The organism is Vibrio pectenicida, from assembly GCA_024347015.1.
GTDB classification, from domain to species: Bacteria; Pseudomonadota; Gammaproteobacteria; order Enterobacterales; family Vibrionaceae; genus Vibrio; species Vibrio pectenicida.
Map to the genome: position 1 here is coordinate 994139 of AP024889.1, position 26690 is coordinate 1020828.

The following is a 26690-nucleotide window of genomic DNA, read 5'->3' on the forward strand; positions in this document are numbered from 1 at the left end:
CCTCCTGTTAACCAAAGCTGGCCGAAAGGGTGCCAACAGTCATCGCCCAGCCGTCTACTAATACAAATACCATTAGTTTGAAGGGTAATGATATGATAAGTGGTGACAGCATCATCATTCCCATCGCCATCAACACACTTGCCACAACGAGGTCAATGATCAGAAAAGGAATAAACAGCATGAAGCCAATTTGGAATGCTGTTTTGAGTTCACTTATTACAAAAGCTGGAAGAATAATCGCGAGCGAAATGTCTTCGATGGCAGAGTTTACGGGTTCATTAGCAATACGCAGCATTTGTTCCAATGAGTTCTGCTGTGTTTGAGCCAACATAAAGTGTCTCACAGGCTTTTCTGCTATAGAGAAAGCTTGAATTAGAGTGATCTCACCACTGTCGTAAGGTTGGAAAGCATGTTGGTAGATCTCAGTCCAAACAGGCCGCATGATCAAAAGGGAAAGTGCCAGTGCAATCCCAACCAATACCCGGTTAGGCGGGCTTTGTTGCAAGCCAAGTGCCTGACGAAGAATAGCTAATACGACTATTATTCGGGTAAAGCTAGTGGCCATTAAAATAAAGGCAGGTAGAAAGCTCAGTGCAGTCATTAACAGCAGAATTTGCAGCTTAACGCTGTATTCTTGCTGTGATGTTCCATCTGTGACAGAGAGGATAGTTAAACCTGACTCATTAGCTGCGCAAGGGAAGGCGATGAGCAGGCTTAACCAGCCAATGTATGTTATCCACCTCGCTAAGGAAGAAGATTTTTTCATGTTTTAAAAGCCTTTACTGGACTGCAGAAGTAAGGGCTGAATTGACAACATCAATGAGTCTCAGACCATATTTTTCGTTGACCACTACGACTTCAGCGTGCCCCATCAACGAGCCATTTACTTTAACATCGAGTGGTTCACCATTGAGTTTGTCTAGTTCAATCACGCTCCCTTCTCCTGCTTTCATCAAGTCACCAAGCGCGATATCTTTACTGGCGACTTCTAATGTAACCGTAACAGGAATGTTCTTGAAAAAACTCAAGTCACGTTCTGGAGTGGATGGAGTAGTATCGGCTATACCGTTTTGTGTCTCTTCGAGTTGAAAATCATCGAAGTCTAACTCTTCAGCGTTAAAAGCTGGGATCTCAGTTGACTCATTCATTGAAAAGATTCCTTATCATGGTTAAGAATTAAAACAAGTTGACCATCATTGTCTGCGACTGTGCCGTTGAATAAATGTTGCTGGCCGATACTGACAGGAACAGAAGACAGCAATTCAACAGGTAATATATCGTTGGTTTGTAATGCCAGTAGTTCACTTAGAGGTATGTCTTTTTGACAAAGTAAAACTTTGAGATTGACGCGGGTGGACTCTAAAGATTGCTTGAAGGAGTGGTACATAGATTCTTGGGGTTGAAGATCTAATTCTTGCGTCAAGGTCTCGACCAGCAATTCATCAAGCTTAACGTGAATCATGCCTTGGTGATCTTCAAAGTCGACATGTATGCTGGCATAAAGCCCTGTCCCTTGAGCCAGTTCAAAATCACAGCGGGCCCACATGTCTGCTGGTGCTAGCCAACTGGCGATGATACTACCAATTTTTTCTTGTAGCCGTAGATCGCTACTGCTTAGTTCATTACTGCTTCTTGCAACTTTTGCAGCATAAAAACTATCGGCAAGTCGAATTAGTGTTGTGCTGTCGATGTAGGTAAATATTCGTCCCCCTGTTTGGTGTTGAAAAGTGCTTATTAATGACTTTTCCATTTCATTGGCAGTGAAGGTGTGAAGTGAAACTATATTTATATTACTTTTGATATTATGAGATTTTAACCAATTCTGAAGCTCATAAGTTAAAACATTGCATGAGTTTGATATTAAGTTATCAAGCTTATCCCTAATAATGTTAATAGGCTTTCCCAGAGATTCAATACCTAAAGTTTGAAAATCAGTAATAGATTTTTGTCTTAATCTTTCCATTTATATTTTACCATGTTCTGACAAAGTGATTTTATAATTTTCTACATCAACTCATACCAGTCTACATAGATTTTTTCGTTGTAAATAAGTCTTGTTTATAAAATTTGTGACTTTACTCCATATGTTGATTTTAATTCCTTATCCACATCTTCTCATTAAAAATAAAAAAGGTTAGTTTGCAATACATGCAAGTGGTGAATGTCTAGGTTGGCGTGTTATTGCATATGAATTAATTCTATACAGTTGGTTTTAAAGTGATTTTATTGATTTTTACATAATGTTTGCATTATGGTCGCCTTGAAAAGGTTGAATGGTTAAACCATTAATATTTTGAGGTTAAACTCTTCGATGAATACCATTTTAAGTATGAAGTAACTTTCAATGGATAACTATCTTAATAATTTAAATTGGCTCTGAAATAAAGTTATGAATATCAAAATTAAGAAAAAATATTTATTACTTATTATCTTCTATTGTTCATCGGCTATGGCTAAATTTGAATATGAAGTTCCAATGGATAAAGTAAATTGGATGTATAAGGGAAGTAGCCTAAAATGCAGTTTGTTTTTTAATAATTCTTCCTATGGGAAGTTTATCTTCCGTTCTGAAGAAGTAGGAAAAATTAATTTTAAAATTGATTTAGTAGAAAATAATGATCGCTGGAAATATGGTCAATTATATAGCACCCCTGAGCCATGGAGTAACAATAATAAGTCTAAGGGGGTAGGGCATCATGTGCCAATTAAAAATGGTCACTTTACATTCAGTAATGATATAAGTGGTTTGCTGGATAAAATAATACAAGGTAACTGGATCAAACTCAGCTTAAGCGGAAATCAAACTTCCGAGCTTCAATCTCTTCTTCTACCCACTATCCGTATTCAACGGCCCCTTGTGCAATTTCGCAATTGCCTATCCTATCTTCCCCAAATGCCCTACTCGACAGCTAGAAATATTACATTCACGTTTGACCAAGGTGAGCGCACTTTAAACAGAGCACACAAACAAACCTTGAATGCTCTCTCCACTTATTTGCATGCTGATAATAACATCTCGCATATTCTCATCGATGGTTACAGCGACAATATCGGTTCTGATTTAAGTAATTTAGCGCTTTCTAAGCAGAGAGCAGACGAGATAGCTAAAGGGCTTATAGATAAAGATATATCCAAGGAAAAGATACAAGTACGCTCACATGGTTCACGCTATCCAATGGTGAGTAATGAGACCATTGAAGGACGAGCGAAAAATCGTCGTGTAACCATCAGGTTAGTTAAAAACGATGAAAAGATAGTTCCCCAAAAAACTCAAACAATTAACGACATGGAAGAGGCTTAAAAATGACAAAGACACGTATTTTGTTAGTCGAGCCCAAGGATGAATTTGCCCACCCCATCATTAAAGTACTTGAACAGTCTGGATACCGAGTAACACACGTTCGTACGGGTCGAAGTGCGCTGCTTGAAGCGAGTACTCCTATTACTCTAGTCAGTTCAGATTTGCCTGATATGTGTGTGCGAGAATTTGTTCATTGCCACAATAAAAAAGCAGAGGCTGGCGTGGCTATTGCGATTGTTGAGCAGAACCAAGGTGTGCTCGCTGCAGAAACTATGAAAGCAGGGGCGACAGATTATTTATTGAGACCGTTTGAAAGCCGTCAGCTAGTGAGTTTACTTCGCCGCGTTGAGGTCGTTGGTAAGCCGATAGCAAATCTTGTAGCTAATTCATGGCGAAGCAAACAAGTCCTTCAACTAGCCCATCGAGCCGCTTGTACTAAAGCCAGCGTTTTAATTACGGGAGAATCGGGGACTGGGAAAGAAGTTCTAGCCAGATATGTTCATCAGCATTCTCCTAGAGCGAGTGGACCTTTTGTAGCAGTCAATTGTGCAGCTATTCCAGAATCTATGCTTGAGGCGGTGTTATTCGGGCATGTGAAGGGGGCATTTACTGGAGCGACTCATTCTCAAAGTGGTAAGTTTGAAGAAGCCGAACAAGGAACGATTTTCCTTGATGAAATTGGAGAAATGTCACCTTCCGTACAAGCAAAATTATTACGGGTGCTTCAAGAACGAGAAGTGGAACGTGTTGGTAGCCATAAAGCGGTTCAACTGGATATTCGAGTGATTGCAGCGACCAATAAAGATTTGCGCCAAGAAGTCAAAAATGGTCATTTTCGTGAAGATCTTTACTACCGATTAGATGTTTTACCTTTGCACTGGCCACCACTTCGTGAACGCAGTGAAGATATTTTGCCTATCAGTCATTTCTTTATTTCCAAGTACCAAGACGGTAGTCAATGCCACCTTTCCCATGATGCAACTGCAGCGCTCAGTCAGTATCACTGGCCTGGCAATATACGTGAATTAGAAAACGTGATACAGCGAGCCCTAGTTATGCGTCATGGTGATTATATAACCGCACATGATCTGATGTTACCGGTTGAATTGCTAAATTCTGATCATGATGTCGCTCCTTCGAAAAGCATGGGGCATGTCGAAATTAAGAAGCAAGCCGAGTACCAATATATTCTCGAACAACTTCGTCACTATGGTGGTAACCGCACCAAAACTGCTAATGCACTTGGTGTTACTACGCGTGCATTGCGTTACAAATTAGCAGCAATGCGTGAACAAGGTATTGATCTACAGTCAGCCCTTGGCTCGGCTGCTTAAAGGAGGAAAAATAATGGCAAGTAATTCTATCCACACTGCGGTAAGCGCAGAGCAGATGATGTTATCTAAAATGGAAGCAATGCAATTTGTTGTTCAGCCCGAACTTATTGTTTCGGCCAATCCTTTAGATACACAAAACATCACATCATCTCTATCTTTTTCTGATGCAATGACGAATGTTTTTGATGCAGTAAATCAGTACCAATCAGCTGCCAGTAAAAAAATGACCGCTGTCGAAACAGGTCAGAGTGATGACCTAGTCGGCGCGATGATAGCCAGTCAGAAGGCTAGTTTGTCTTTCGATGCCTTGATGCAAGTTCGCAACAAGGTGGTGACCTCATTTGAAGACATCATGAAGATGCCGGTGTAGCCCATGTCAGAATTAACCACACAAGTTGCTGGTGGCGCAGCGTTAAATGCCACGAGTACAGAGGTGTCGCCTCAGAGAGCGATACAAGATTTTACCGATAAACTTAAACAGCTTTGGTCAAATAGTCAGAGAAATTTGGTCTTATCTGCGGTTTTAGCTGCGATTGTTGCAGCGATAATTGTGGTGGCTCTATGGAGTTCGACCCAAAGTTATCGACCTCTATACAGTCAGCAAGAGAGGTTTGATACTGGTGAAATTATCTCTGTCCTCGAGTCTGAGGGAATTAATTATCGGTTACAAGAACAAAATGGCCAAGTATTGGTGCCTGAAGGTGGAGTAGCAAGGATCAGAATGCTTCTAGCTGCAAAAGGCGTTAAAGCCAAATTGCCGACAGGACTTGACTCGTTACAAGAAGATAGCTCACTGGGTACCAGCCAATTTATGGAGACCGCGAGGTATCGTCACGGATTAGAAGGGGAATTGGTTCGCACTATTATATCTCTCAATGCAGTAGCTAATGCTCGCGTTCACCTTGCAATACCTCGCCAAACTCTATTTGTTAGGCAAAACAGTGAAGCCCCTTCAGCTTCTGTGATGTTGGAACTAAAACCAGGTGAAGATCTTAAACCAGAGCAGGTTGAGGCCATTATTAACTTGGTAGTCGGTAGTGTCACAGCCATGAAGCCAGAGCAAGTATCTGTGATTGATCAATATGGACGTTTGCTAAGTGCTGATGTGGGCTCTGCCCAAGCGGGGAAAGTAAATGCCAAGTATTTAGAATATCAACGTAATGTTGAGAAACAAATTATTCAACGTGCATCAGATATGCTGACGCCTATCCTTGGACCAAGCAACTTTCGAGTGCAAGTTGCAGCGGATATGGATTTTAGCCAGGTCGAGGAAACACAGGAGGTTCTCGACAATACTCCTATTGTGCGTAATGAGCATACCATTACCAACAGCTCGGTTGACCAGATTGCTTTAGGTGTACCAGGCACCTTGAGTAATCAACCTCCAGTAACAGGTGAGTCGCCAACCAATGATAGCCAGAATACTAACGCACGCTCGGAGGTCAACCGTCAGTATGCAGTAGGAAGTAGCGTTCGTCGCACACAGTATCAACAAGGTCAAATTACCAAGCTAAGTGTATCGGTTTTGCTCAACCAAGCAGTTGCACCAAACGGACAAGCGTGGACCGATGAGGAGAAAGCGCAGATCTCTAGCATGGTCACTGATGCTATTGGTATTAGTGTCGCGCGAGGCGATAGTATCAGCTTAATGAGCTTTGGTTTTACACCTTTAACGATTGAAGCGCCGCCTAGTATCCCTTGGTGGCAAGATCCTACGGTTCAGCAGCCGATGCGATATGTGATTGGTGGTATGTTAGGAATGGCGATGATTTTCTTTGTCCTGCGTCCTTTGATTCTTCATTTAACAGGAGCCGACCTTAACTCACAAGAGCTGGAGTTTGCTGATCCTCAGCAAGACACAATATTTGATGACATACAAACACGAGAAGAAAGAGAAAGAGAAGAAGTGCTCAATCGAAAACTATCAGAAAAAGGGATTTCCGTATCGTCTGGGCTTGATATGGGACACGATATGTTACCTCCAGCAGGTTCACCATTAGAAATTCAGCTCAAACATTTGCAGCTTATCGCTAATGAAGAACCGGAACGAGTCGCTGAAGTACTAAAACAATGGGTGAATGTAAATGAACACAGCAGAATTAAAGCAAAAGCCAATGCTTAGCCATGTCGAACAAACCGCTTTAGTGCTTTTAGGAATGGGCGAAGATGCTGCCGCTAAGGTACTGCGTAACTTCACTCGTGACGAAACTCAGCGAGTGACGAAAGCTATGGCTAAGTTAAGCGGAATAAAAAGTAATAGTGCCAATGGTGTAATTCAAAATTTCTTTGAAGACTTTCGTCAACATAGTGGTATTAGAGGTGCGTCTAAAGAATACTTATCTAAAACCTTACGTAAAGCATTGGGGAGCGATCTAGCGAAAGGGTTACTCAATACGCTATATGGTGATGAGATTAGTAATAATATGCAGCGGTTACAATGGGTTGAGTCAGATGTCTTGGCGAGATTTATCGCTAAAGAACACCCTCAGATGCAAGCTATTTTCCTTGCTTATTTACCTGCAGAAAGCTCATCGGCTGTGCTTAAAAGTATGCCGGAAAATGATCATGATGAGTTGTTGTATCGGATTGCGCAAATGCAAGATATTGATCATCAAGTGGCTAGTGATCTTAACGATCTTATCGAACGTTGCATTGAGCAGGTATCTGTCAGTCAAAGTGCTCCTTTATCTGGGGTGAAACAAGTGGCAGATATTATTAATCGATTCGAAGGTGATAGAGGATCACTGATGGAGATGCTTAAACTGCACGACGAAGAAGTAGTGAGTGAAATTGAGAAAAATATGTTTGATTTCATGGTATTGGGACGTCAACCTGAAGAGACCATGGACCGCTTGGTTCAACAAGTACCAATGGAGCTATGGTCTTTAGCGCTTAAAGGAGCTGAGATTCAGCTGCAACTCGCGATTAAAAGTGCCATGCCCCAACGTATGGTTAAGGCGTTAGAAGATGATATGGAAGTTAGAGGCGCTGTTCCATTAAGTCGTGTAGAACGCGCAAGGCAAGATATTATGCAGATGGTTCGTGAGCTTGATGACGCTGATGAAATAGAGTTAGTCCTTTATGACGAACCCAGAGTGGAGTAACCAATGTCACTAACCGAATCTGATTTTATTGAGCTTCCAGTATCAGGCTATCGTATTCATCGTTTCCCTCCTTTGGCCAAACCGATAGAAGTCGATGACAGTTTTGAACTTGATGAAAATTGGCAGGATCCTCAAGCTGATATTCAACAAAAGTTGCAACAAGGTTTTGAAACAGGGCTTGGTCAAGGGCATGAAGAAGGGCTTCGTCAAGGCTTAGCTCAAGGGCAGCAGCAAGGTTTACTCGAGGGGCAGAAAGAGGGTTTTCAGCAAGGCTTTATTTCAGGAGAGCAGTCAGGCAAGCAAGCGTTTGGTGAAGCCACTAAACCTGTGAATGCGATCTACCAGTCTTTATCTCATTGGCAAGCAGAGCGTGAACAGCAGCAAAGACATATTATTTGTGAATTGGTGCAGAAGGTAGCTCAACAGGTTATTCGAGCAGAATTGACCTTGATGCCACAGCAGATTTTAGCTTTAGTTGATGAAACATTAGAGGCGATGCCGGGTAAAACCGAGAAGGTCACGGTCCACCTTAATCCGCAAGATTTAGAACGTCTTGAACAAATCAACACGGAACTTGCTAAAGAATGGAAGCTAGTGGCAAATCCTGATCTACAACCAGGTGGTTGCCAATTGGTTACAGAAGATGCTGAGGCTGATGCGAGCTGTGACTCACGTCTGCAAGCTTGTATGGATAATGTTAAACAGCATTTGCTCGATGAAGTCACTCAAATAAGTGAAGAGGCCAATGACTAACACACAAGCTTTTGATCTGCTTTCCGAGCGTACCAGTGAAGCGATTGCATCACTTGACTCGATTCCAATTGCTCGAGTCACAGGCAGGCTGGTAAAAGTAACGGGCACCATGCTTCAGGCTGTGGGCTGTCGCTTTAAATTGGAGCAACGCTGCCTCGTGGAAACTTCCCAAGGCGATATGATTGAAGCTCAGGTTGTGGGCTTTGATCATGCCATTGCTTTTTTGATGCCGATACGGCGTCTTGGCGGTTTATTTGCTGGAGCAAAAGTGATACCGCTGGATGGAGATAGCACGGTTGAGTTGGGTGAACATTGGTTAGGGCGAGTCGTCAACGGATTAGGAGAAGTGCTGGATGATGGGCCAAGTTTGCGCGGTGGTGATCGTGTTTCCTTGGAGCCCAGGATCGTCAATCCGCTAAAGCGTAGGCCTGTTGATTCTCCACTAAATATTGGGGTTCGAGCGATTAATGGTTTACTTTCGGTTGGCAAAGGTCAGCGTATTGGTCTGATGGCAGGAAGCGGGGTAGGCAAAAGCATGTTGCTTGGTATGATAGCTCAAAATACCGAAGCGGATGTGATTGTAGTGGGTTTAATAGGTGAGCGTGGGCGTGAAGTTCGTGAATTTATTGAAACGAATTTAAGTAAAGAAGCTCGCAGTAAAGCCGTTATTATTGTTGCACCTGCGGATGAGTCTCCGTTAATGAGACTGAGAGCAACATTACTATGTCACCGAGTTGCAGAATATTTTCGTGATAAAAGTAAAGATGTTTTGTTGGTGATGGATTCCCTAACACGTTATGCCATGGCCCAACGTGAGATAGCATTATCCTTGGGAGAGCCTCCAGCGACCCGTGGTTACCCACCTTCGGTCTTTAATGTTTTGCCACAATTACTCGAACGCTCGGGCAATGGAGAGAACCCGAGTGGAAGCCTGACGGCAATTTATACCATTCTTGCAGCAGGGGATGACCAACAAGATCCTGTGGTCGACTCAGCACGAGCGATTCTAGATGGCCATGTTGTCCTGTCTAGAAAACTGGCAGAGCAGGGGCATTATCCAGCAATAGATATTGGTGCTTCTATCAGCCGCTGTATGAATTCGTGCGTTCCAGCCGAGCATTTGAAACTTGCCAATGAGTTTAGAAAAGCATACTCAAGCTACCTTGAAGTTAAAGACCTTATCCCTTTAGGTGGCTACCAGCCTGGCCAGAATCCTAAATTAGATAGTTATATCGCCATGTATCCTCGACTCAGCATGTACCTTCAGCAAGCAGCAGACTGCTCGGTTGATTTTTCACAAAGTTTAGCGGAACTGGTGCAAATATTTCAGCAATCATAGGGGAAGTGAATGCAGTCAAAGCATAGAGCGATAAAGAAATTTTGTACATTAGCACACAAGCAGCGTGACCTAATGTGTGTGCAGCTTGACACTCTACAGCAGCAATGTGACCAAGCTAACTTGCGTATACAACAGCTGTTGGAATTAAAAAATCAGCCGCGTCCAAAGAGTTCAAAAAATGTTCCTTTTCATCGAGAGGTATTACTCAATCAATGTCGAGTTGAAGGGGTACTCAGTAAGATGATTGACCACCAGCAATATGAACTTCAATTGATGTATGCCCAACACCATTCTTTGCAAAACACACTTAAGCAAAAGCAGCTCAAAATTATAGGCCTTGAGAGTAAATTAGACACTTGGCAACAAGAACACGAAATGGCATTGCAGAAAAATGAAGATGTGCTGTTAGAGGAGGCGATAAATAATAGTATTGCGTTTAAAGTGTTAGCCCTTTAGGTCGTTTATTTTAATGGTATCAATAAGCGACCTAAATCAAGCCATGATTAAATAGCGATACAATCTCTGGAATGAGCTTTCAGACTCTCAAATTAGCTGCTTTTTCTATTCCCAAGTATTGATAAAATTTGAGCGAGTTTGCTAGTTCAGTAAGTTCTAGCAATAGTGTGTTGTGATAGAGGATGTTATGCAGCCTACTCATTTTACAGTCATGGTTCCAAGTTATAAAGGGACAAGGTTTTTCTATTTTTCGCAACAGACAGTGATAGTTATTAAGTATGGTCTTGGGCTTATTTTGATGGTTATCGCTGGTTTAATTGCTGGGGTGTCGATACTCGCAGGCAATGTTTCTGATTCAAACCAAAAGAAAAGCAACTTAATCAATAAAACCCACTTGCTTGAAAAGGCATTGAGTCGTTCTCATGAATCTCAAGATAATTTGGAGATAAGCCTAACTAGGAAACAGCAAGATCTTATTTATATTGCCAATAAGCTCAGTGATATTGAATCTGCTTTGGCTTTGTCTGATGAGTCTTTGAATCTAAGAGAAAGAGTAGACAATGCCGCTCTGACAAGCGCGGTTCGCCATCAAATGATGCAGATGATACCCAATGGACGACCAGTTAAAACTGGTTATCTGTCATCACATTATGGGCATCGTATTCATCCGGTTAGTAAGGTGAAAAGTATGCATCGTGGTATTGACTATGCGGTGAATGTTGGGACGCCAATATACGCGTCAGCAGATGGTGTTATTGAAGTGGTTAGAAAAAGTAATAAGGGTTCTGGCAACTTTCTTCGAGTCGCCCATTCCTACGGCTTTACTTCGTCTTATTCACATCTCAGTGCGTTTAAGGTTAAGCGTGGTGAATATGTAAAAAAGGGTCAATTAATCGGCCTAACAGGGAACTCAGGGCTTTCGACGGGTTACCATCTTCACTATGAAATTCGTTTGGTTGGGCGCTCTCTCGATCCTTTGCCTTTTACCAAATGGGAAATGAATAATTTTGATGCGATTTTTAAATCGAACGAGGATGTACAATGGGATTACTTAGTAAACAGAATAGAGAATCAAATGGCCACAGCTCTCAAACTGTCATCGCAGAAGGCACCTTTATCGAAGGACAGCTCAAACTTACTTGTCACATCCAGATAGATGGTCAGGTAAAAGGGAATATTGAAACAGACAGGTGTGTCACCATTAGCGCAGCAGGTTCGGTGGAAGGAGCGATTCGATGTGAGTGTCTAATTGTTAATGGTCGTTTTTTAGGTAAGGTGTATTCTAAAAGTTTACAAATACTTGAGCACGGATATCTTGAAGGTGAAGTATCGGCAACTGAGTTTACGATAGAGAAAGGAGGCGTGTTTTTGGGTAGCTCAAAGAATATCAAAACTGAAGAAGTAGTCCCTTTAGAGAGTGTGAAAAAACGTGATAAAACGCTACCTCAGCAAAGTAAAAAAGACGCACAGCAATACGCTTAGTGGGCGCTAAAAACGAAATAAACAAATCGTGTACTGTCAGCACGGCTTTTGCTTTTTTGATAAGTTTATTTATATTAACCTGCGCTAAGCTTTAAGTGATGTTATTTTGTTGTCATCAACAGGGTCTTAAGTTCAGGTTACTCGCCTGTCTCTTTATGATAGGCAGCTAGCAAATCCATTTATTAAATACTCTAGCTTGGAACTTGTGCTCTTGAGTGAATGATTGACTGAGACCATTTTTGCACTTGGACAAGGATAGACGTGATTAGCCAGTACACATGTGATGATTTGATATTTGATGTAGAGAAGATGACGGTGACTACCACCCACCATAGCCGTTCTCTTAACTACAATGAATGTTTGTTACTGAAAATATTATTAGACAATGCCAATCAGGTATTAGCAAAAGAAGCGCTTAAGTCGGCAGGTTGGCCAGATACTATAGTGACAGATTCTTCATTGCAAAAATCCATTCAGAAGATTCGCTTAGTGATTGCTATTTCTAATTCCGTGGAACTTAAGACCATCGTTGGAGTTGGGTATATGCTTTCTTGCGAGTGTTCCGGACATGTTGATCCAGTTGAGTTGACACCATCTGTTGATAATCGAAGAAAATCACTGTCACCGAAAGCTTGGGCTAGGCTTGCACTGTGTGTTGGAAGCATTATTTTGCTTATTGCATCGTCACTTGAGTTTACCAAAGTGACTAATACGCGGCTAATATCCTACCTTAACCCTGGCTATGATCTTCTTGATGTTGGGGGTAAGCAGGTTCTACGCAGGCATAATGCTGAAATTCCGCCTCAAGTATTAGAGATGATAAAGGCTTCTCAGTGTAACTGTTTGTATTTTTTTGCTTTTAACAGTGGTCGTTACAATCTTTCGGTTCATGATAAAGTTACTCATCGGAGCGAAACCTATTTAGTTGAAGAAGCAATGCTTCCCAAGTTAGCGAGGGAGTTGGCGAAATGAAGAGCCTTAAGTTTTGGATAGCTATTTTTGTTGCCTCATTGATTGTTTATGTCAGTTCGTTGTACTTTAGTAGCCAGCAACTGCTTATAGAAGGGCGTTATGTCGCGCGTATTCAAGGGTATTCTCAAACTAATGGTTATTGGCGCGAAAGACTAGAGTTGAATCTCAATCGAGAGCAGATTGAATCCACTATATCCATTGAAGGTGATGGGTTGGAAGGTGTGGCTATATTTGCGATAAATGGTGAAGTTGCGCAATCTGAAAATGGCGCTTTTGAGTTGTCTTATTCAACCAAACCTATCCAGACTTCTAAAGTTATTGATGGCTATCATGCGGTTAGTTACACTTCGCTATTTTTATCAGGTAAATCAAATAACGTTTTGGTTTATCAAAATGAAGATATACTGATGTTGGAAGGACCAAGGAGTTCGGTGATGCTGACACGCAGCAAAGATTCGGTGTTTAGATAAAAAACTCCCGGCAAAGCCGGGAGAGATAAGGACAGTGTTTAGGTTTAGTACTAGAAGTGGTACTGAACGTTAGCCATAATCGTTACGTCGTCTTCGATTTGTACTGAAGAGCTTTGGACATCAACTATACCATCATGATGATATTCACTTCTTTCTACTGGCTCTGCTTCATTATGGAACGTGTACGCAATCTCTGCGCCAAAACTCCAATTTTTAGTCAATCTATAGTCTAGACCAGTTTGAACACCATAGGTGAATCCATCCATATAATCTACATCGTTTTCAAAGAACTCGTAGCCCATATGTGCGCCCACAGTCCAGTTTAGCTTGTTAGCAATAGGCAACATATAATCATAGCTGGCTGTTAGGTCAGTGCGGTCAGCAGTATCATCATCCGAGTCAACATCTAATGTTAGAGCGTCGTATGCAATCCCGAACTTGACTCTATGATGGTCATTAATAATAGCACCACCACTGATACCAAGGATAGCTGAAGCATCTGTATCTGAACTTCCATTGTAGTTTTCTTCTGGAAGCATACTGTTTTCGTAGGCGCTGTCTACTTTACCACTTACATGTGTACCAGCATCAAAACCGACAAAGTAGTCATACGTGTTTTCTGCGTTTGCACCAAACGTGGTTGCTGCTGCTAGTGCACCCAAAGCGAAAAGTTTTACTGTTTTGTTTTGCATAATGTATTCCCTATGTATCTAAAGCTAACAAGTAGCTGACTCTGTTGTTATCGATTTTTTGTTTCACGCTGCGGTGAAAGTGGTGGCTAAGTTAGAGCCTTGAGTCTAAAAACTGAAAGGAATCACACGGAATTGAGCAGAAAAAAAATAAATCCTAATTATTTAACTTTTTTGTTTTCTTTTTTCATTTTAAACGATTGTTATTATTTGCTTTTGTGAGCTTGTTACCTTGATGGTTTTTAGCCGAAGTAGGTTGGTTTTTGTTGGTTTTCCGCGCTAAGTGCTGATGGTAAGAGTGGTTCGGTTGTTAAGTTTATTTTTACTGTGGCTTTAGTCCGTTGTTTTCTTGCCTATGCATACTACGTTGGGTTTGCTGTTATTTAAGAAGATTTAGATGGCTTAACTATCGGCTTTGGTTACAAAGGCGAGTGAGTAAAGATCATAGGATAAGGTATAAAACGAAAAAAGACGCCATAAGGCGTCTTTTAAAATTTGGCTCCCCCTGCGGGACTCGAACCTGCGACATACGGATTAACAGTCCGCCGTTCTACCAACTGAACTAAGGGGGAATTGCTTTAAAACGCCGTGAATATTAGCGATGAGGTACATTAGTGTCAACTAGAAATTAGAGAATAGAAGCGATTTTTTTTTATAAAAATCACTTTACTTTTTTGTAGGCCTTTTGGGAGAAAGGCTCAATTTAGTTATCCACCAAAATTGTGGATAACCGTGTTGATTAATGTGGAGAAATAAAAAAATGCCATTTGGGAAGATATTTTAATTTATAGATAAATATTAAAAGATTATCGCTAAGTCACTGTATATTAATGTATAAGTTAGTGTTAGTGGTGGTTTTCATGGGTAGTAATCAAAACTTATCTATGTGGTCAGTTTCATAATTTGATCAGTTGTGTGGATAAGCTGTGATTTATTTTTGTAGTATTTAAGAATACTACAGCAGACTGAAAATGAACGTATCAGGAATCACAACGACTATTTAGTTTCTGATGTATGTTGGGTTCGATATGCTGGAGAAAATGCATTTTTTTATCTTGGGCTATTGTATCTGTATATATATACAGACAAAATAGGCTCAGTCACTTCGTTAGATTAGATCGAGGAATATATGAGCAAAGTTTTTGAGTTGATCTCTGATTACCAGCCATCGGGTGATCAACCTACAGCGATTCAACAGCTATTTGATGGTTTAGACTCTGGCCTTGCTCATCAAACTCTATTGGGAGTTACGGGGTCTGGTAAAACATTTACCTTAGCCAATGTTATTGCTAAAGCTCAACGTCCTGTCATTTTGCTTGCACCTAATAAAACCCTAGCTGCGCAATTGTACGGCGAAATGAAATCTTTCTTCCCCAATAATGCCGTTGAATACTTTGTTTCTTATTATGATTATTACCAGCCTGAAGCTTACGTTCCAACAACTGATACATTCATTGAAAAAGATGCGTCCATTAATGCTCATATCGAACAAATGCGTTTATCGGCAACCAAAGCACTACTTGAACGTAAAGATTCCATTATAGTCGCGTCAGTATCTGCAATATACGGACTTGGCGATCCTCAGTCTTACTTACAGATGATGTTGCATGTTCGTCGCGGTGACGTCATGGTTCAGCGTGACATCTTGCGTCGTTTGGCGGAGCTTCAATACAGTCGCAATGATGTGGCATTTGAGCGGGGTCAGTTTCGTGTTCGGGGGGAAGTGATAGATGTATTTCCCGCAGAGTCAGATCAGGATGCAGTCCGTATCGAAATGTTTGACGATGAAATTGATTGTATTAGCATCTTCGATCCCTTAACTGGCGCAGTAAAGCAAAGAGACTTACCTCGTTTCACTATTTATCCCAAAACACACTATGTGACGCCCCGTGATAAAATACTTGATGCAATAGAAAATATAAAAATTGAGCTGGAACACAGAAAAAAACACCTTTTAGACAATAATAAGCTACTTGAAGAGCAACGTATTTCTCAGCGAACGCAATTTGATATTGAGATGATGACGGAGCTGGGTTTTTGTTCTGGCATCGAGAACTACTCACGTTATCTCAGTGGTCGCAGTGAAGGAGAGCCGCCGCCGACCCTTTTCGATTATTTACCTCATGATGGATTACTCGTTATTGATGAATCTCATGTAACGGTTTCTCAGATAGGCGCTATGTACAAAGGAGATAGATCTCGTAAAGAAACACTAGTAGAGTTTGGTTTTCGTTTACCGTCGGCATTGGATAATCGTCCTCTCAAATTTGAGGAATTTGAATCACTAGCTCCTCAAACTATTTTTGTTTCTGCAACGCCGGGTAATTATGAATTGGAGAAATCAGAGGGTGAAATTGCTGATCAGGTTGTTCGCCCTACAGGACTTTTAGATCCTGAACTTGAAGTTAGGCCTGTTGACACTCAGGTTGATGATTTACTCTCTGAAATTCGTATTCGCGCAGTGAAAGATGAACGAGTATTAGTGACAACATTGACTAAGCGTATGGCAGAGGATCTCACTGAGTATCTAACTGAGCATGATGTGCGAGTCCGGTATCTTCATTCGGATATAGACACAGTCGAGCGAGTAGAGATTATTAGGGATTTGAGATTAGGCGAGTTTGATGTACTAGTGGGCATTAACTTGTTACGTGAAGGATTAGATATGCCGGAAGTGTCCTTAGTCGCGATTCTGGACGCTGACAAAGAAGGCTTTCTGCGTTCTGAGCGTTCTCTTGTCCAGACGATTGGTAGGGCCGCTCGTAATATTAATGGTAAAGCGATTCTTTACGCAGGTAGTGTTACCAAGTCGATGCGTAAAGCGATGGATGAGACTAGCCGTCGTAGGGCTAAGCAGCAGGCTTACAATCATAAGATGGGAGTTGAGCCCCAAGCACTTAAGCGCAATGTCAAAGATATTATGGAGCTTGGTGATATTGCTAGAAGGAAAAAACAGAGAACAATGAAGCTAGTTCCTTTATCTAAGGTATCGGAGCCTACACAGTCATATACAGAAATGACACCTCAAGAGATTGACAAAAAGATTGCTCAGCTAGAAGCACAAATGTACCAACATGCTCAGGATTTGGAATTTGAGTTTGCTGCGCAAAAACGTGATGAAATAGAAGTGCTGCGTAAACAATTTATAGCTAACAGTTAGGGCATCTCTATGGCTGCTGCTAGTAAAATTGCAATGATTCTATAACGAATGTTTTATGAGCTAAGCCATACTAAGAAATGTACGTTGAGCTACCAGAAAAAAAAAGCCAATAGTAAATGTCTATTGGCTATTCTTGTGAATACTTTGTTCACTAACAACGTCAGTTGGCTAGGTGACCCATACAGGTCAATTTTATATCAGCATTAAACATGCCAATTTTTTAGCCCCATATTTAGGTTTTTTCGCGGTTTTTTCTGCATTGAGTTTGCAAGATGCAAAGCGTAATGCAATCATTTATACAATTTGCAACGAAGAGTTCGACTTTAATATGCAACAAGACACAGATATACAAAAGTCCAAATATTTGTTGATGGTAGAGGATACTGCTTCAGTAGCAGCACTATATCGTTCTTACCTTACTCCCCTTGGTATTGATATTAATATTGTTGGCACTGGGCGAGATGCAATTGAAAGCCTCAGCTTTCGTACTCCTGATCTTATTTTATTGGATCTGAGGCTTCCCGATATGACGGGTATGAACGTTTTGCATGCGGTAAAGCAAAAGAATGCTGATGTTCCAGTTATATTTATGACAGCTCATGGCTCAATTGATACAGCTGTTGAAGCTATGCGTCATGGGGCCCAAGATTTTCTTATCAAACCTTGCGAAGCCGATCGATTACGCGTGACAGTCAATAACGCAATTCGTAAAGCAAGTAAGCTTAGAAATGCGGCAAATAATCCTGGGAATCAAAACTACCAAGGCTTTATTGGTAGTAGTCAGACCATGCAGGCTGTCTATCGAACCATAGATTCTGCTGCCTCAAGTAAGGCTAGTATCTTTATTACAGGTGAGAGTGGGACGGGTAAAGAGGTGTGTGCTGAAGCGATTCATGCGGCAAGTAAGCGTGGCGATAAACCTTTTATCGCGATTAACTGTGCTGCAATCCCTAAAGACCTTATTGAAAGTGAGTTGTTTGGTCATGTGAAAGGAGCCTTTACTGGTGCTGCGACTGACAGACAAGGTGCAGCAGAGTTAGCAGATGGTGGCACATTATTTCTTGATGAATTGTGCGAGATGGACCTAGATTTGCAAACCAAACTCTTACGTTTTATCCAAACTGGAACATTCCAGAAAGTAGGCTCATCAAAAATGAAGAGCGTGGATGTACGTTTTGTTTGTGCAACAAACCGTGATCCGTGGAAGGAGGTTCAAGAGGGACGCTTTAGGGAAGATCTATACTATCGATTATACGTGATCCCATTACATTTACCTCCATTGAGAGAGCGTGGAGATGATGTCATAGAAATTGCTTATTCTCTATTGGGTTTTATGTCTAAGGAAGAAGGCAAAGATTTTGTTAGGCTTACGCCAGAGGTAGTGAATCGTTTTGCTCAGTATGAGTGGCCAGGTAACGTTCGTCAGTTGCAAAACGTATTACGCAATGTTGTTGTGCTTAACAATGGAGAAAATATATCAATGGATATGTTACCTCCACCACTTAATGTGCCTACGGATAATCAGATCAGGGTAAACTGGGAAGAAAAAGAAAAGTTCACAGTTAATGATATCTTCCCTCTCTGGTTGACAGAGAAGAAAGCTATAGAGCAAGCTATTGATGCATGTGATGGGAATATCCCTAAAGCAGCTGGCTATTTAGATGTCAGCCCGTCTACGCTTTACCGTAAGCTTCAAAATTGGAATGTCAAGGAAACACAATAATCGAATGGAATTACTTAACAAACATAAGCTAGACCAACTGGCGAGTGAAATTGGTACCAGCAATGTCCCCATATTACTCGATATATTTCTTAATGAAATGACTCAATACATCGACGCTCTTAATGATGATGACAGAGATCAGGAAGCTTATTTAAAAGAGATTAGCCACGCATTGAAAAGCAGTGCTGCTAGTTTTGGCGCTGAATCTCTGTGTGCTTTTGCGATAGAAATTGATGCGAAATCAAAACTTGATGAAGTGCTTGACGTTACAGAAGAACAAGAGAAGATGATAGCGCTATTATATGAAACACAACAGCGCTATAAAACCTTACTCGATAAGTAATGATTCAATAACGGATTGAAGTTTATCCCTGTCGTGTCGCCATTCTCGGTTTGGGGAGGCGAGCGAGGTAGTAAAGCAATGCCAGCTCTTTAGCTCGGGGTGTTTTTCTTCTCCCACAATGATATCTATTTTTCGTCCTCGGCAGGCTCTTTCGCACCATTCTAGCTTCTCTTTTAAGCTCATTTTACCCGCGGGGCCAAATTCAGGTGATAGATTCTCGATAAATATAAGCTTTGCATTTGTGTTTCCCTCTATTGCACGAGCTATTTCGGGCAGAAGTAAGGGAGGCATAATACTGGTTAGAAAGCTGCCTGGTCCGAGAATAATAGCGTCAGCTTGCTCAATGGCAAGCACGGCCTCGCTGGTTGCTGGAACTTCTGGTGCAAGGTCTAACCGGACGAGTCTCTCTGCCATTTCGTCTACACTCGTTTCCCCAGTCACCCATTGACCGTTTTCGGCTAGTGCTTTGAGATCCGAGGGGTGTTCCGTCATCGGAATAATATTAATATCGACTTTTAGTATATTTCGTATCAGATTAATCGCATCTAATGGGCGCACCGAGAGGTTGTCGAGTGCAGTTAACATCAAATTACCTAAATTATGTCCATCCAGCTCCCCAGCACCTTTGAAACGATATTCAAACATCATTGAGCTTATAGAAGGAGAGGTGATTAGCTGGTTAATACAATTGCGAGTGTCTCCCCAAGCTATGCCACCTTGACAGTGACGAATTCGGCCTGTTGAACCACCGTTATCTGTCGTTGCAACTATGCCTGTGGCGTTTTCTCCAAAATCCTTTAAAGCTGCTAATATACGCCCTAAGCCGTGTCCGCCCCCGATAGCAACTACGTGTTTTTCTTTATACAAACTCATTTAGTGTATTCTTATTTTTTCATATTCATCTACAATCTAGAATAATTGATTCAATTAAAGTACTCAATATGGCATTTTTGAATGTTGGGTTATAAATTTTTATTCCTAGGGTAGAAACGGACATAGATATTCAGTATTTTATTGTTAGCTACTGCTTTCGTCCTTAAGTCGTAAAGCGGTTGCCATAACTCCGAGCTTATCGGGCTAAGTTCATTAAGAATATGCGCGCTAAGCCAGTGATATGTTGTCACCAGGGCATGACTAGAAATGGTTATGCCTCCCGTATTTGGAAAGGTGTTCCATGGCACAACATTTTGAAGATAGATTTCAGCGCAAGTTTTATTATTTGCGTCTTTCGGTGACTGATGTTTGTAATTTCAAATGTCAATATTGCCTTCCTGATGGCTATAAACCCTCGGGCAAAAGTAACTCATTTTTAACTCTCCCTGAGATTCAGCGCGTTGTTCATGCGTTTGCTGATTGCGGAACTTCTAAAGTGCGTCTCACTGGTGGTGAGCCAAGCCTGCGCAAAGATTTTACTGAAATTATTAATACCGTGGCACAAACAAAAGGCATTACTAATGTAGCGATGACTACTAATGGTTATCGGATGAAAAAGCAGGTTGAAAATTGGAAGAAAGCCGGACTTACCAATATCAATGTAAGTATGGACAGTATCGATCCGCGTATGTTTTACCAGATCACAGGTGAAAACAAGTTCCATGATGTGGTATCAGGAATTGATCGTGCATTTGAAGTTGGCTATCAGCAGATTAAAGTCAATGTTGTGTTACTTAAAGATATGAATTCTCAATCTCTACCCAGTTTCTTACATTGGATAAAGGATAGACCGATACAGCTACGCTTTATCGAATTGATGCAAACGGGTGAAATGGACCAGCTATTTCATGACCATCATGTATCTGGCGTGTCAATTCGTAATCAATTAATTGCAAATGGCTGGCTGCAAAAGGAGAGGGCGAATAACGATGGACCCGCTCAAGTGTATTATCACCCTGATTATCAAGGTGAAGTAGGCTTGATTATGCCTTATGAGCGAGGTTTTTGTACGAGTTGCAACCGCTTGCGAGTATCAGCAAAAGGAAAACTTCATCTATGTTTGTTTGGTGAGCATGGTATTGATCTGCGCGATTTATTGCAGAAAGATTCTCAGCAGGAGCCATTAATAGAACGTATTCAAAGCCAGTTGCAGACTAAAGCTGTTAGTCATTTTCTTCATGATGGTAATTCGGGCATGACACCAAACCTAGCGTCTATTGGTGGCTGAACATTTTAACCTTTGTAATTATTTCAGGTTTAACCAGACGTAGTGTTTGGTTGAACAACAATTTTAAATCGAATAGGTGAACAAATGGGGCACGCTGAAAGTAAATTTCAACCAGCTAATATTGCTGTATTGACAGTGTCGGATACTCGCACAGAAGAGAACGATACTTCTGGTGCTTATCTTGTTGAGAGCGCTGCTCATGCTGGGCATAACATTGTAGATAAACAGATAGTTATTGATGATAAATATAAGATTCGTGCCATAGTGTCGCAGTGGATTGCAGATTCTAGCATACAAGTGGTAATGGTCACTGGAGGGACGGGTTTTACATCCCGTGATAGTACCCCTGAAGCATTGAACCCACTGTTTGATAAAAAGGTAGAAGGCTTTGGTGAGTTGTTTCGCCATGTGTCCTACCAAGAAATTGGTACTTCAACGATTCAATCACGCGCCGTTGGTGGGTTTGCTAATCATACTGTAATTTTTGCTATGCCAGGTTCAACAGGTGCTTGTCGTACTGGGTGGACAAAGATTATTGAGCCACAATTGGATGCAAGGCATCGTCCGTGTAACTTTATGCCACATATTGGTGAGTGAGGAGTCTTTATGAGTCAGTTAACTCACATCAATGCTTGTGGTGAAGCCAACATGGTTGATGTTTCTGAAAAAGCATCAACAGTGAGAGAAGCGCGTGCAGAGGCATTAGTCCATATGTTGCCAGAAACACTAGAGTTAATTATTTCTGGTCGACATAACAAGGGCGATGTGTTTGCAACGGCACGTATAGCCGGAATTCAAGCGGCAAAAAGGACTTGGGATCTGATCCCGCTATGCCACCCACTCTTGCTGTCAAAAGTTGAAGTACAGATTGAAACGATTGAATCGGAGAGTGTGGTACGTATTGAGTCGATATGTAAATTAGCTGGTAAAACAGGTGTTGAGATGGAAGCGTTGACAGCAGCTTCAGTTGCGGCTTTAACCATTTATGACATGTGTAAAGCCGTACAAAAAGATATTGTCATTGGTCAAATTCGTTTACTAGAAAAAACAGGCGGTAAGTCGGGCACTTTTAAGGTAGAAACATGATAAAGGTTTTATTTTTTGCTCAAACTCGGGAATTAGTTGGGACTGAAAAGTTAGAAGTTGATACCTGCTTTGAAACAGTGGAAGCATTGCGAGCGAGTCTTGCTACCCAAGAAGGTAAGTGGGATCTGGCGTTAGACCCAAGTAAGTTACTTGCTGCTGTTAATCAGTCAATTGTCCCACTTGAACACCCTCTTAATGAAGGTGATGAAGTTGCCTTTTTTCCTCCAGTTACAGGAGGGTAAAAATGGAGCGTGTATCAGTTCAATATGAAGACTTTTCAGTTGGTAATGAATATCAAAATCTCACCGAGGATAGCTTTACTGGTGCTATTGTGACATTTGTAGGTAAGGTTCGTGATATGAATCTTGGCGAAAATGTGACAGGTTTATCTTTGGAGCACTATCCAGGGATGACAGAAAAGGCACTGATGAAAATTTGTGATCAAGCAGAGCGAAGGTGGTCACTTTCAGGTATTCGTGTTATTCACCGTATTGGCGATCTAGAGGTTGGCGATCAAATTGTGTTTGTCGGTGTATCGAGTGCTCACCGAGGAGCGGCATTCGAAGCTTGTGAATTCATAATGGATTATCTTAAAACTAAGGCACCTTTTTGGAAAAAAGAGCGTACAGATGGAGCCACTCGGTGGGTTGAATCGAGAAATTCTGACAAGCTTGCTGCGCAGCGCTGGGAATAAACGCCTTAGGGTCCGTTTATAGAGAGCTGTAAATATTTGTTGTAAAGGAACTTTATGTACAGCCAGATGATAAAACGGGCCATAATTATCGCTATTGTTGTTGGAACATTACTTAATTTTATTAACCAATATGACGCGTTTGTAGGAAGTAGCTCTTTCAATTGGCTTAAAGCATTACTGACGTACTGTGTTCCTTTTTGTGTTTCACTATTTAGTAGTTGGTTGGCAATTCGTGACGCAAAAGCAAACCGTCGCTAGTTTTAGATCGTAATTTGTTGAGTAAGAATGGATTCTGACATCAATGACAAACATTAAGGTGAAAAAGAAAAGATAACAGCAATGTCATGCCCCCCTCTTCGATAGCCATTTAATACGTACTTCTACCGCATCTCTTTGTTTTCCTCGTTATCTGGAAACTGAATAAAAGATCTATTTATTATGTTAATACTCTTTTACGCCACATGAAAATCTCAATCCTCTTAATCATTATTTTGACAAGTAAAATTAAACCCACTCATTCAAGAATTAGTCGTTTATCATGTTTTAACAGAGCGACTTTTATTACACGTTGTTTCATTTAACTAAAAACGAACTTTTTATACACACACCTATCAATTAAGTCATTATTTTTCCTGTGAAAATCTTGGAAAATTCATGAAATATAGTCTTACTTAACACTTGAAACAATATATTAACATGTTGAGGTGCATTTTTATTCATTATGTGCTTGTATGAATAGCATATTATTTCACCGCACCTGACTATCGAATTGATATAAGTCGTTTTTATTTTGGATTAGTTAGTGTTTTGTAACCTGAAAACGAGGGTTGTATTACTATGAGAACAAGCGCAATTGTTAACCTAAATAGAAGTGAGAGCACTAATTCTTCTAATGCATTGAAGTCAAAATATGAATGCTCAGAAGTAGGAAGGAATATTAAAGAAGTAACCCAATTAAGGGGGCTTTCTCTCTCTAGCAACAATCTCCATAAAGCAGCGTGTTCTGATTTACAAGAGAGCAAACCGAGTAAGAGAATTCGCCTAGCACGCTCAAATAGCGCGCCTGCTTCTATAACCCCGCCACCGCCCAAGGTGAAATTGAGCAGCTCAGATAAAGATAGTGGCGGAACGCCAGAACGTCGAGTCATCGCTGATGATGTCAAAATGATTCATTCAAAGCTCGTAGAAGAATTAGACGAAAATAACAAACAATATCATAAAGCAATAGATATTATGGATACACAGCTAGAACCTACTTTAAAAAAATATCAGGGCAGAAATGGTCATTTATCTTATCAAGATACTAAACAAGTCCATGTGGCGTTTAAAAAACTGGCTAAGCAATTGCCTAAAGGCGATCTAAAAGAGTTATGTACTATTCTCACTCAGCATACTAAATGTGACTGGATGCAAATGAAGCATGAGAAGTTGCAAGCTAAACAGTTAAAAGAATATCTAGCTCTAGGTAAACCTGGTGCGGGAAAAGCGACGACATATAGTGTTGGTGTAAATACTGGGGCAAGTTTGCTAGCTGTACCGGGTACTGAAGCTAAAGTAGGACCTTTTGTTGACCTATCATGGGGTCTATCAACTGAAACACGATTTAACGCAGATGATGAAGGGCTAGTATTTGAGGAGATTAGCCATGGAGTTAGTGCGGGTTTGAAAGGTGGAGTACAGGCGAGCCTATCGAAAGAAGTTGGGCTGAATGCGCAAGCGAATGCTTCAGGACAGGGAAATCTGACCTATTTTAAGGAGTGGAACAACTCAAAAGATTATATTGCGCAAAATGGGCCAGATGCGAAAAAGACCAAAGCACTGAAAAAACAAAAGCAATTAGCCGCTAATAGCCAACATAGGCTTAATGATTTATTGAAATCTGCCTTGAAAATTAATGCTAATGTCAATGCGCCCGCTCCAGAGAGAACGAAACCACTTACAGGTTTTTATACTACTAAGGCGGGTGATGTCGGGGTGTCAGTAAATGCGGGTACCTCTTTCAATGTTGGTGCTCTCGATGTCAATTTTGGTGGCGGTTTTGCCGCTAGTCGTTCGAAAAGTACCACAGATATTTATGAATTCGTACCAAATCAGTTGGCTGATGTTGTGCTGAAAAACAAAGCTAAGCTAGACGAATTACCGAGTAACTTCACTCACCATGCAAAAAAAATATTAGCGACCAGTAACGACCCCAAAGCAGCGATTGGGGGACTGAACTTGTTAAAAAGAGACGTGAATGACTATTACGAAGTGGTTCAAAAATATGATTACTTTAAATCATCCGGTAGTGCTAAAAAATCTGAATTAAAGATATTACGAGACCAAAAACATGCAATTGAAAACCGCTGGGGAGCGATTGGACGGCATCAGTTTTTACAGTTTGCTTCTGCCTCTCATGCACTTTTTGCTAGTACAATAATGCCAAACAAACATCTAGTCTCAGGAATAAACTCAAGCAGAGAACAAGAATTATCAAATTTAATTGGTCAAACAGGTGTCCTAGTACAGAATCCTTCCATTGATTATTCCAAATCAAGGCTGGACAAAATTGCTACTTTTGAACAAGAAATATATTTGCAGGTAGCAGATACAAAATCTAGCTTCTCAATCACTGCGGGTCCGTTCAAAGGTCAGCTGGATATAGTCGAGCGTCAGCGTATTCACCCTAGTAGAATTCGTGAAGGTCGTTATATTGATGTTGTTTTAACCGGCGCTGTAGCTAGCTCACTTCAAGGTTTGGTTAACGGAGCCACAATTAAAGAAGCGATAGCTCAGCAGGGGATTGAGTTACCTGGCGACCTTGATATAGCGCCTGATATTGGAGGTGGTGTTTCATTTTCACACACAACTCGTTTCTTTAAGCCGGATTATAGCAAGGCTGAAGATTACCAAGGTAAAAAAGATTGGCGCAAGCAGTTTACTCGCACCTCTAAAACTCTATCGGTGAATGTAAATGTTGGTGGTTCTGGTACGGTTGCAGCGGGTGTGCATGTCGGTGCGAATATCGGTGTTAACAAGAATAAAACGACGGTAATAGGTGAGAAAATCGCTAGTGACGATCTTACTTTTACCATGGTGCGATTTAATCGTTTATACCGTGATGCGAAATTAAATACCGATAATGCAGAATGGAACCAATTCTTCACAGACAATAAGGCTCAGTATAAAAAGATGTTCTCACTCCTTGGTTCTGAAGAGCACCTAATGAAAGAAGAAGTGAAGTTTTTCTTCAATGAATTGATTGAACGTGCTCCGGAAGCGCAAAAACAGGATCTTATTCAACGAGAGCAAAAGTTTTTTGACACTATGGCAGAATATCGAGCTGACGAAGATAATGAGCACAAGTTCGACAACGCTCGCCATTGCTTAGAAGATTACTTAGAGAAACAAACAGCTCCTTGGTGGGAAGCACATACTAATCGCTGGAAGGACTTAGAATTTAAATCCAGTGCCGATTCTGGGCTTGACTTGAAGTCGAAACTCATTAAAGGACTTGGTATACATCTTAGGGCCAATAAGCTTCAACGCCAATAAAATTTCATTGTAGCCTTTTAATCAGTGGATTAAGCGTGCTGATGCTTATTTGATGGAGATAGGCATAGCGTTCACTGAATGGACACTTT

General features: G+C 41.1%; 27 protein-coding genes, 1 tRNA gene and 1 riboswitch. Of the genes, 22 read left to right on the top strand and 6 right to left on the bottom strand.

What is annotated here, in order from left to right:
- Nucleotides 1-7: 7 nt before the first annotated feature.
- The 3 genes from fliP to OCV27_RS04725 are packed head-to-tail and all read right to left on the bottom strand — an operon-like array spanning nt 8 to nt 1963.
- Nucleotides 8-766, bottom strand: a complete 759-nt coding sequence (fliP, locus tag OCV27_RS04715) for a flagellar type III secretion system pore protein FliP (RefSeq protein ID WP_125323211.1) — start codon at nt 764-766, stop codon at nt 8-10.
- 13 nt (nt 767-779) lie between these two features.
- Entirely contained in the window at nt 780-1148 is a 369-nt protein-coding gene (gene fliN, locus OCV27_RS04720) for a flagellar motor switch protein FliN (protein ID WP_125323210.1), read from the bottom strand.
- Nucleotides 1145-1963: a FliM/FliN family flagellar motor switch protein gene (locus tag OCV27_RS04725; protein ID WP_337969374.1), complete on the bottom strand. Its 819-nt coding sequence runs from the start codon at nt 1961-1963 to the stop codon at nt 1145-1147. Before OCV27_RS04725 ends, fliN begins: the two co-directional genes overlap by 4 nt.
- Before the next feature lie 426 nt (nt 1964-2389).
- Between OCV27_RS04725 and OCV27_RS04730 the strand changes: the two genes are divergently transcribed.
- The 12 genes from OCV27_RS04730 to OCV27_RS04785 all read left to right on the top strand — a co-directional run bounded on the left by OCV27_RS04730 (nt 2390) and on the right by OCV27_RS04785 (nt 13211).
- On the top strand, nt 2390-3301 hold the full coding sequence (locus OCV27_RS04730) for a MotY family protein (RefSeq protein ID WP_337969375.1): 912 nt from the start codon (nt 2390-2392) through the stop codon (nt 3299-3301).
- A 2-nt stretch (nt 3302-3303) separates the two neighbouring features.
- Nucleotides 3304-4635, top strand: coding sequence for a sigma-54-dependent transcriptional regulator (locus OCV27_RS04735; RefSeq protein WP_125320393.1), 1332 nt, complete (start codon nt 3304-3306; stop codon nt 4633-4635).
- 13 nt (nt 4636-4648) lie between these two features.
- Nucleotides 4649-5005 (top strand): flagellar hook-basal body complex protein FliE, encoded by a 357-nt coding sequence (fliE, locus tag OCV27_RS04740; protein ID WP_125320394.1) that lies wholly within the window; start codon nt 4649-4651, stop codon nt 5003-5005.
- Nucleotides 5006-5008: 3 nt separating this feature from the next.
- The gene (gene fliF, locus OCV27_RS04745; RefSeq protein WP_125320395.1) at nt 5009-6757 is read left to right on the top strand and encodes a flagellar basal-body MS-ring/collar protein FliF; all 1749 of its coding nucleotides are present in this window, start codon (nt 5009-5011) and stop codon (nt 6755-6757) included.
- Nucleotides 6720-7739: a flagellar motor switch protein FliG gene (locus OCV27_RS04750; protein ID WP_125320396.1), complete on the top strand. Its 1020-nt coding sequence runs from the start codon at nt 6720-6722 to the stop codon at nt 7737-7739. The genes fliF and OCV27_RS04750 overlap by 38 nt, the downstream gene beginning before the upstream one ends.
- Nucleotides 7740-7742: 3 nt before the next feature.
- Nucleotides 7743-8492 (top strand): flagellar assembly protein FliH, encoded by a 750-nt coding sequence (fliH, locus tag OCV27_RS04755; protein WP_125320397.1) that lies wholly within the window; start codon nt 7743-7745, stop codon nt 8490-8492.
- Complete coding sequence (locus OCV27_RS04760; RefSeq protein ID WP_125320398.1) at nt 8485-9831, top strand: FliI/YscN family ATPase; 1347 nt, start codon at nt 8485-8487, stop codon at nt 9829-9831. Before fliH ends, OCV27_RS04760 begins: the two co-directional genes overlap by 8 nt.
- Nucleotides 9832-9840: 9 nt before the next feature.
- Nucleotides 9841-10287, top strand: coding sequence for a flagellar export protein FliJ (locus OCV27_RS04765; protein ID WP_125320399.1), 447 nt, complete (start codon nt 9841-9843; stop codon nt 10285-10287).
- Nucleotides 10288-10474: 187 nt separating this feature from the next.
- Nucleotides 10475-11443 (top strand): M23 family metallopeptidase, encoded by a 969-nt coding sequence (locus OCV27_RS04770; protein ID WP_125320400.1) that lies wholly within the window; start codon nt 10475-10477, stop codon nt 11441-11443.
- A complete protein-coding gene (locus OCV27_RS04775; RefSeq protein WP_125320401.1) occupies nt 11329-11769 on the top strand; it encodes a bactofilin family protein in 441 nt (146 codons plus the stop codon). The genes OCV27_RS04770 and OCV27_RS04775 overlap by 115 nt, the downstream gene beginning before the upstream one ends.
- A 261-nt stretch (nt 11770-12030) precedes the next feature.
- On the top strand, nt 12031-12741 hold the full coding sequence (locus OCV27_RS04780; RefSeq protein ID WP_125320402.1) for a winged helix-turn-helix domain-containing protein: 711 nt from the start codon (nt 12031-12033) through the stop codon (nt 12739-12741).
- A complete protein-coding gene (locus OCV27_RS04785) occupies nt 12738-13211 on the top strand; it encodes a hypothetical protein (protein WP_125320403.1) in 474 nt (157 codons plus the stop codon). The genes OCV27_RS04780 and OCV27_RS04785 overlap by 4 nt, the downstream gene beginning before the upstream one ends.
- 50 nt (nt 13212-13261) lie before the next feature.
- Here the strand turns inward: OCV27_RS04785 and OCV27_RS04790 are convergent, their stop codons facing one another.
- Together OCV27_RS04790 and OCV27_RS04795 are read right to left on the bottom strand one after the other, a co-directional pair.
- Nucleotides 13262-13903: an outer membrane beta-barrel protein gene (locus OCV27_RS04790; protein WP_125320404.1), complete on the bottom strand. Its 642-nt coding sequence runs from the start codon at nt 13901-13903 to the stop codon at nt 13262-13264.
- 493 nt (nt 13904-14396) lie between these two features.
- Nucleotides 14397-14472, bottom strand: a tRNA-Asn gene (locus OCV27_RS04795).
- 557 nt (nt 14473-15029) lie between these two features.
- Between OCV27_RS04795 and uvrB the strand changes: the two genes are divergently transcribed.
- The 3 genes from uvrB to luxU all read left to right on the top strand — a co-directional run bounded on the left by uvrB (nt 15030) and on the right by luxU (nt 19126).
- Nucleotides 15030-17060 carry an excinuclease ABC subunit UvrB gene (uvrB, locus tag OCV27_RS04800; RefSeq protein WP_125320405.1) on the top strand — a complete coding sequence of 677 codons (2031 nt, stop codon included), beginning with the start codon at nt 15030-15032 and terminating at the stop codon, nt 17058-17060.
- A gap of 328 nt (nt 17061-17388) precedes the next feature.
- Nucleotides 17389-18783 carry a quorum-sensing sigma-54 dependent transcriptional regulator LuxO gene (gene luxO, locus OCV27_RS04805; RefSeq protein ID WP_125320437.1) on the top strand — a complete coding sequence of 465 codons (1395 nt, stop codon included), beginning with the start codon at nt 17389-17391 and terminating at the stop codon, nt 18781-18783.
- 4 nt (nt 18784-18787) lie between these two features.
- On the top strand, nt 18788-19126 hold the full coding sequence (luxU, locus tag OCV27_RS04810; protein WP_125320406.1) for a quorum-sensing phosphorelay protein LuxU: 339 nt from the start codon (nt 18788-18790) through the stop codon (nt 19124-19126).
- Here the strand turns inward: luxU and yvcK are convergent.
- A complete protein-coding gene (gene yvcK / locus OCV27_RS04815; protein WP_125320407.1) occupies nt 19112-19999 on the bottom strand; it encodes a uridine diphosphate-N-acetylglucosamine-binding protein YvcK in 888 nt (295 codons plus the stop codon). The two genes, luxU and yvcK, sit on opposite strands and share 15 nt — an antisense overlap.
- A 178-nt stretch (nt 20000-20177) precedes the next feature.
- A riboswitch (molybdenum cofactor riboswitch) is annotated at nt 20178-20312 on the top strand.
- Between yvcK and moaA the strand changes: the two genes are divergently transcribed.
- The 7 genes from moaA to OCV27_RS04850 all read left to right on the top strand — a co-directional run bounded on the left by moaA (nt 20301) and on the right by OCV27_RS04850 (nt 26601).
- Entirely contained in the window at nt 20301-21287 is a 987-nt protein-coding gene (gene moaA, locus OCV27_RS04820; RefSeq protein ID WP_125320408.1) for a GTP 3',8-cyclase MoaA, read from the top strand. (Overlaps the previous riboswitch by 12 nt.)
- A gap of 84 nt (nt 21288-21371) precedes the next feature.
- On the top strand, nt 21372-21884 hold the full coding sequence (moaB, locus tag OCV27_RS04825; RefSeq protein ID WP_125320409.1) for a molybdenum cofactor biosynthesis protein B: 513 nt from the start codon (nt 21372-21374) through the stop codon (nt 21882-21884).
- 9 nt (nt 21885-21893) lie between these two features.
- On the top strand, nt 21894-22373 hold the full coding sequence (moaC, locus tag OCV27_RS04830; RefSeq protein WP_125320410.1) for a cyclic pyranopterin monophosphate synthase MoaC: 480 nt from the start codon (nt 21894-21896) through the stop codon (nt 22371-22373).
- Nucleotides 22370-22615 (top strand): molybdopterin synthase sulfur carrier subunit, encoded by a 246-nt coding sequence (gene moaD, locus OCV27_RS04835; RefSeq protein WP_125320411.1) that lies wholly within the window; start codon nt 22370-22372, stop codon nt 22613-22615. Before moaC ends, moaD begins: the two co-directional genes overlap by 4 nt.
- Nucleotides 22616-22617: 2 nt before the next feature.
- Nucleotides 22618-23067: a molybdopterin synthase catalytic subunit MoaE gene (gene moaE, locus OCV27_RS04840; RefSeq protein WP_125320412.1), complete on the top strand. Its 450-nt coding sequence runs from the start codon at nt 22618-22620 to the stop codon at nt 23065-23067.
- Between the two features lie 54 nt (nt 23068-23121).
- Nucleotides 23122-23325 carry a nitrate/nitrite transporter NrtS gene (nrtS, locus tag OCV27_RS04845; RefSeq protein ID WP_125320413.1) on the top strand — a complete coding sequence of 68 codons (204 nt, stop codon included), beginning with the start codon at nt 23122-23124 and terminating at the stop codon, nt 23323-23325.
- Nucleotides 23326-23904: 579 nt separating this feature from the next.
- On the top strand, nt 23905-26601 hold the full coding sequence (locus tag OCV27_RS04850) for a hypothetical protein (protein WP_125320414.1): 2697 nt from the start codon (nt 23905-23907) through the stop codon (nt 26599-26601).
- The last annotated feature ends 89 nt before the right edge of the window (nt 26602-26690 follow it).

Bases quoted from the DNA above. Each gene is read 5' to 3' on its own strand.
- nrtS (WP_125320413.1), top strand. From the start codon at position 23,122: ATGTACAGCCAGATGATAAAACGGGCCATAATTATCGCTATTGTTGTT.
- OCV27_RS04725 (WP_337969374.1), bottom strand. From the start codon at position 1,963: ATGGAAAGATTAAGACAAAAATCTATTACTGATTTTCAAACTTTAGGT.
- OCV27_RS04760 (WP_125320398.1), top strand. From the start codon at position 8,485: ATGACTAACACACAAGCTTTTGATCTGCTTTCCGAGCGTACCAGTGAA.
- OCV27_RS04750 (WP_125320396.1), top strand. From the start codon at position 6,720: ATGAACACAGCAGAATTAAAGCAAAAGCCAATGCTTAGCCATGTCGAA.
- OCV27_RS04775 (WP_125320401.1), top strand. From the start codon at position 11,329: ATGGGATTACTTAGTAAACAGAATAGAGAATCAAATGGCCACAGCTCT.
- OCV27_RS04785 (WP_125320403.1), top strand. From the start codon at position 12,738: ATGAAGAGCCTTAAGTTTTGGATAGCTATTTTTGTTGCCTCATTGATT.
- OCV27_RS04730 (WP_337969375.1), top strand. From the start codon at position 2,390: ATGAATATCAAAATTAAGAAAAAATATTTATTACTTATTATCTTCTAT.
- uvrB (WP_125320405.1), top strand. From the start codon at position 15,030: ATGAGCAAAGTTTTTGAGTTGATCTCTGATTACCAGCCATCGGGTGAT.
- moaC (WP_125320410.1), top strand. From the start codon at position 21,894: ATGAGTCAGTTAACTCACATCAATGCTTGTGGTGAAGCCAACATGGTT.
- fliE (WP_125320394.1), top strand. From the start codon at position 4,649: ATGGCAAGTAATTCTATCCACACTGCGGTAAGCGCAGAGCAGATGATG.
- moaB (WP_125320409.1), top strand. From the start codon at position 21,372: ATGGGGCACGCTGAAAGTAAATTTCAACCAGCTAATATTGCTGTATTG.
- fliF (WP_125320395.1), top strand. From the start codon at position 5,009: ATGTCAGAATTAACCACACAAGTTGCTGGTGGCGCAGCGTTAAATGCC.
- fliP (WP_125323211.1), bottom strand. From the start codon at position 766: ATGAAAAAATCTTCTTCCTTAGCGAGGTGGATAACATACATTGGCTGG.
- OCV27_RS04770 (WP_125320400.1), top strand. From the start codon at position 10,475: ATGCAGCCTACTCATTTTACAGTCATGGTTCCAAGTTATAAAGGGACA.
- fliH (WP_125320397.1), top strand. From the start codon at position 7,743: ATGTCACTAACCGAATCTGATTTTATTGAGCTTCCAGTATCAGGCTAT.
- fliN (WP_125323210.1), bottom strand. From the start codon at position 1,148: ATGAATGAGTCAACTGAGATCCCAGCTTTTAACGCTGAAGAGTTAGAC.
- OCV27_RS04790 (WP_125320404.1), bottom strand. From the start codon at position 13,903: ATGCAAAACAAAACAGTAAAACTTTTCGCTTTGGGTGCACTAGCAGCA.
- moaD (WP_125320411.1), top strand. From the start codon at position 22,370: ATGATAAAGGTTTTATTTTTTGCTCAAACTCGGGAATTAGTTGGGACT.
- OCV27_RS04850 (WP_125320414.1), top strand. From the start codon at position 23,905: ATGAGAACAAGCGCAATTGTTAACCTAAATAGAAGTGAGAGCACTAAT.
- luxU (WP_125320406.1), top strand. From the start codon at position 18,788: ATGGAATTACTTAACAAACATAAGCTAGACCAACTGGCGAGTGAAATT.
- moaE (WP_125320412.1), top strand. From the start codon at position 22,618: ATGGAGCGTGTATCAGTTCAATATGAAGACTTTTCAGTTGGTAATGAA.
- yvcK (WP_125320407.1), bottom strand. From the start codon at position 19,999: ATGAGTTTGTATAAAGAAAAACACGTAGTTGCTATCGGGGGCGGACAC.
- moaA (WP_125320408.1), top strand. From the start codon at position 20,301: ATGGCACAACATTTTGAAGATAGATTTCAGCGCAAGTTTTATTATTTG.
- OCV27_RS04735 (WP_125320393.1), top strand. From the start codon at position 3,304: ATGACAAAGACACGTATTTTGTTAGTCGAGCCCAAGGATGAATTTGCC.
- OCV27_RS04765 (WP_125320399.1), top strand. From the start codon at position 9,841: ATGCAGTCAAAGCATAGAGCGATAAAGAAATTTTGTACATTAGCACAC.
- luxO (WP_125320437.1), top strand. From the start codon at position 17,389: ATGCAACAAGACACAGATATACAAAAGTCCAAATATTTGTTGATGGTA.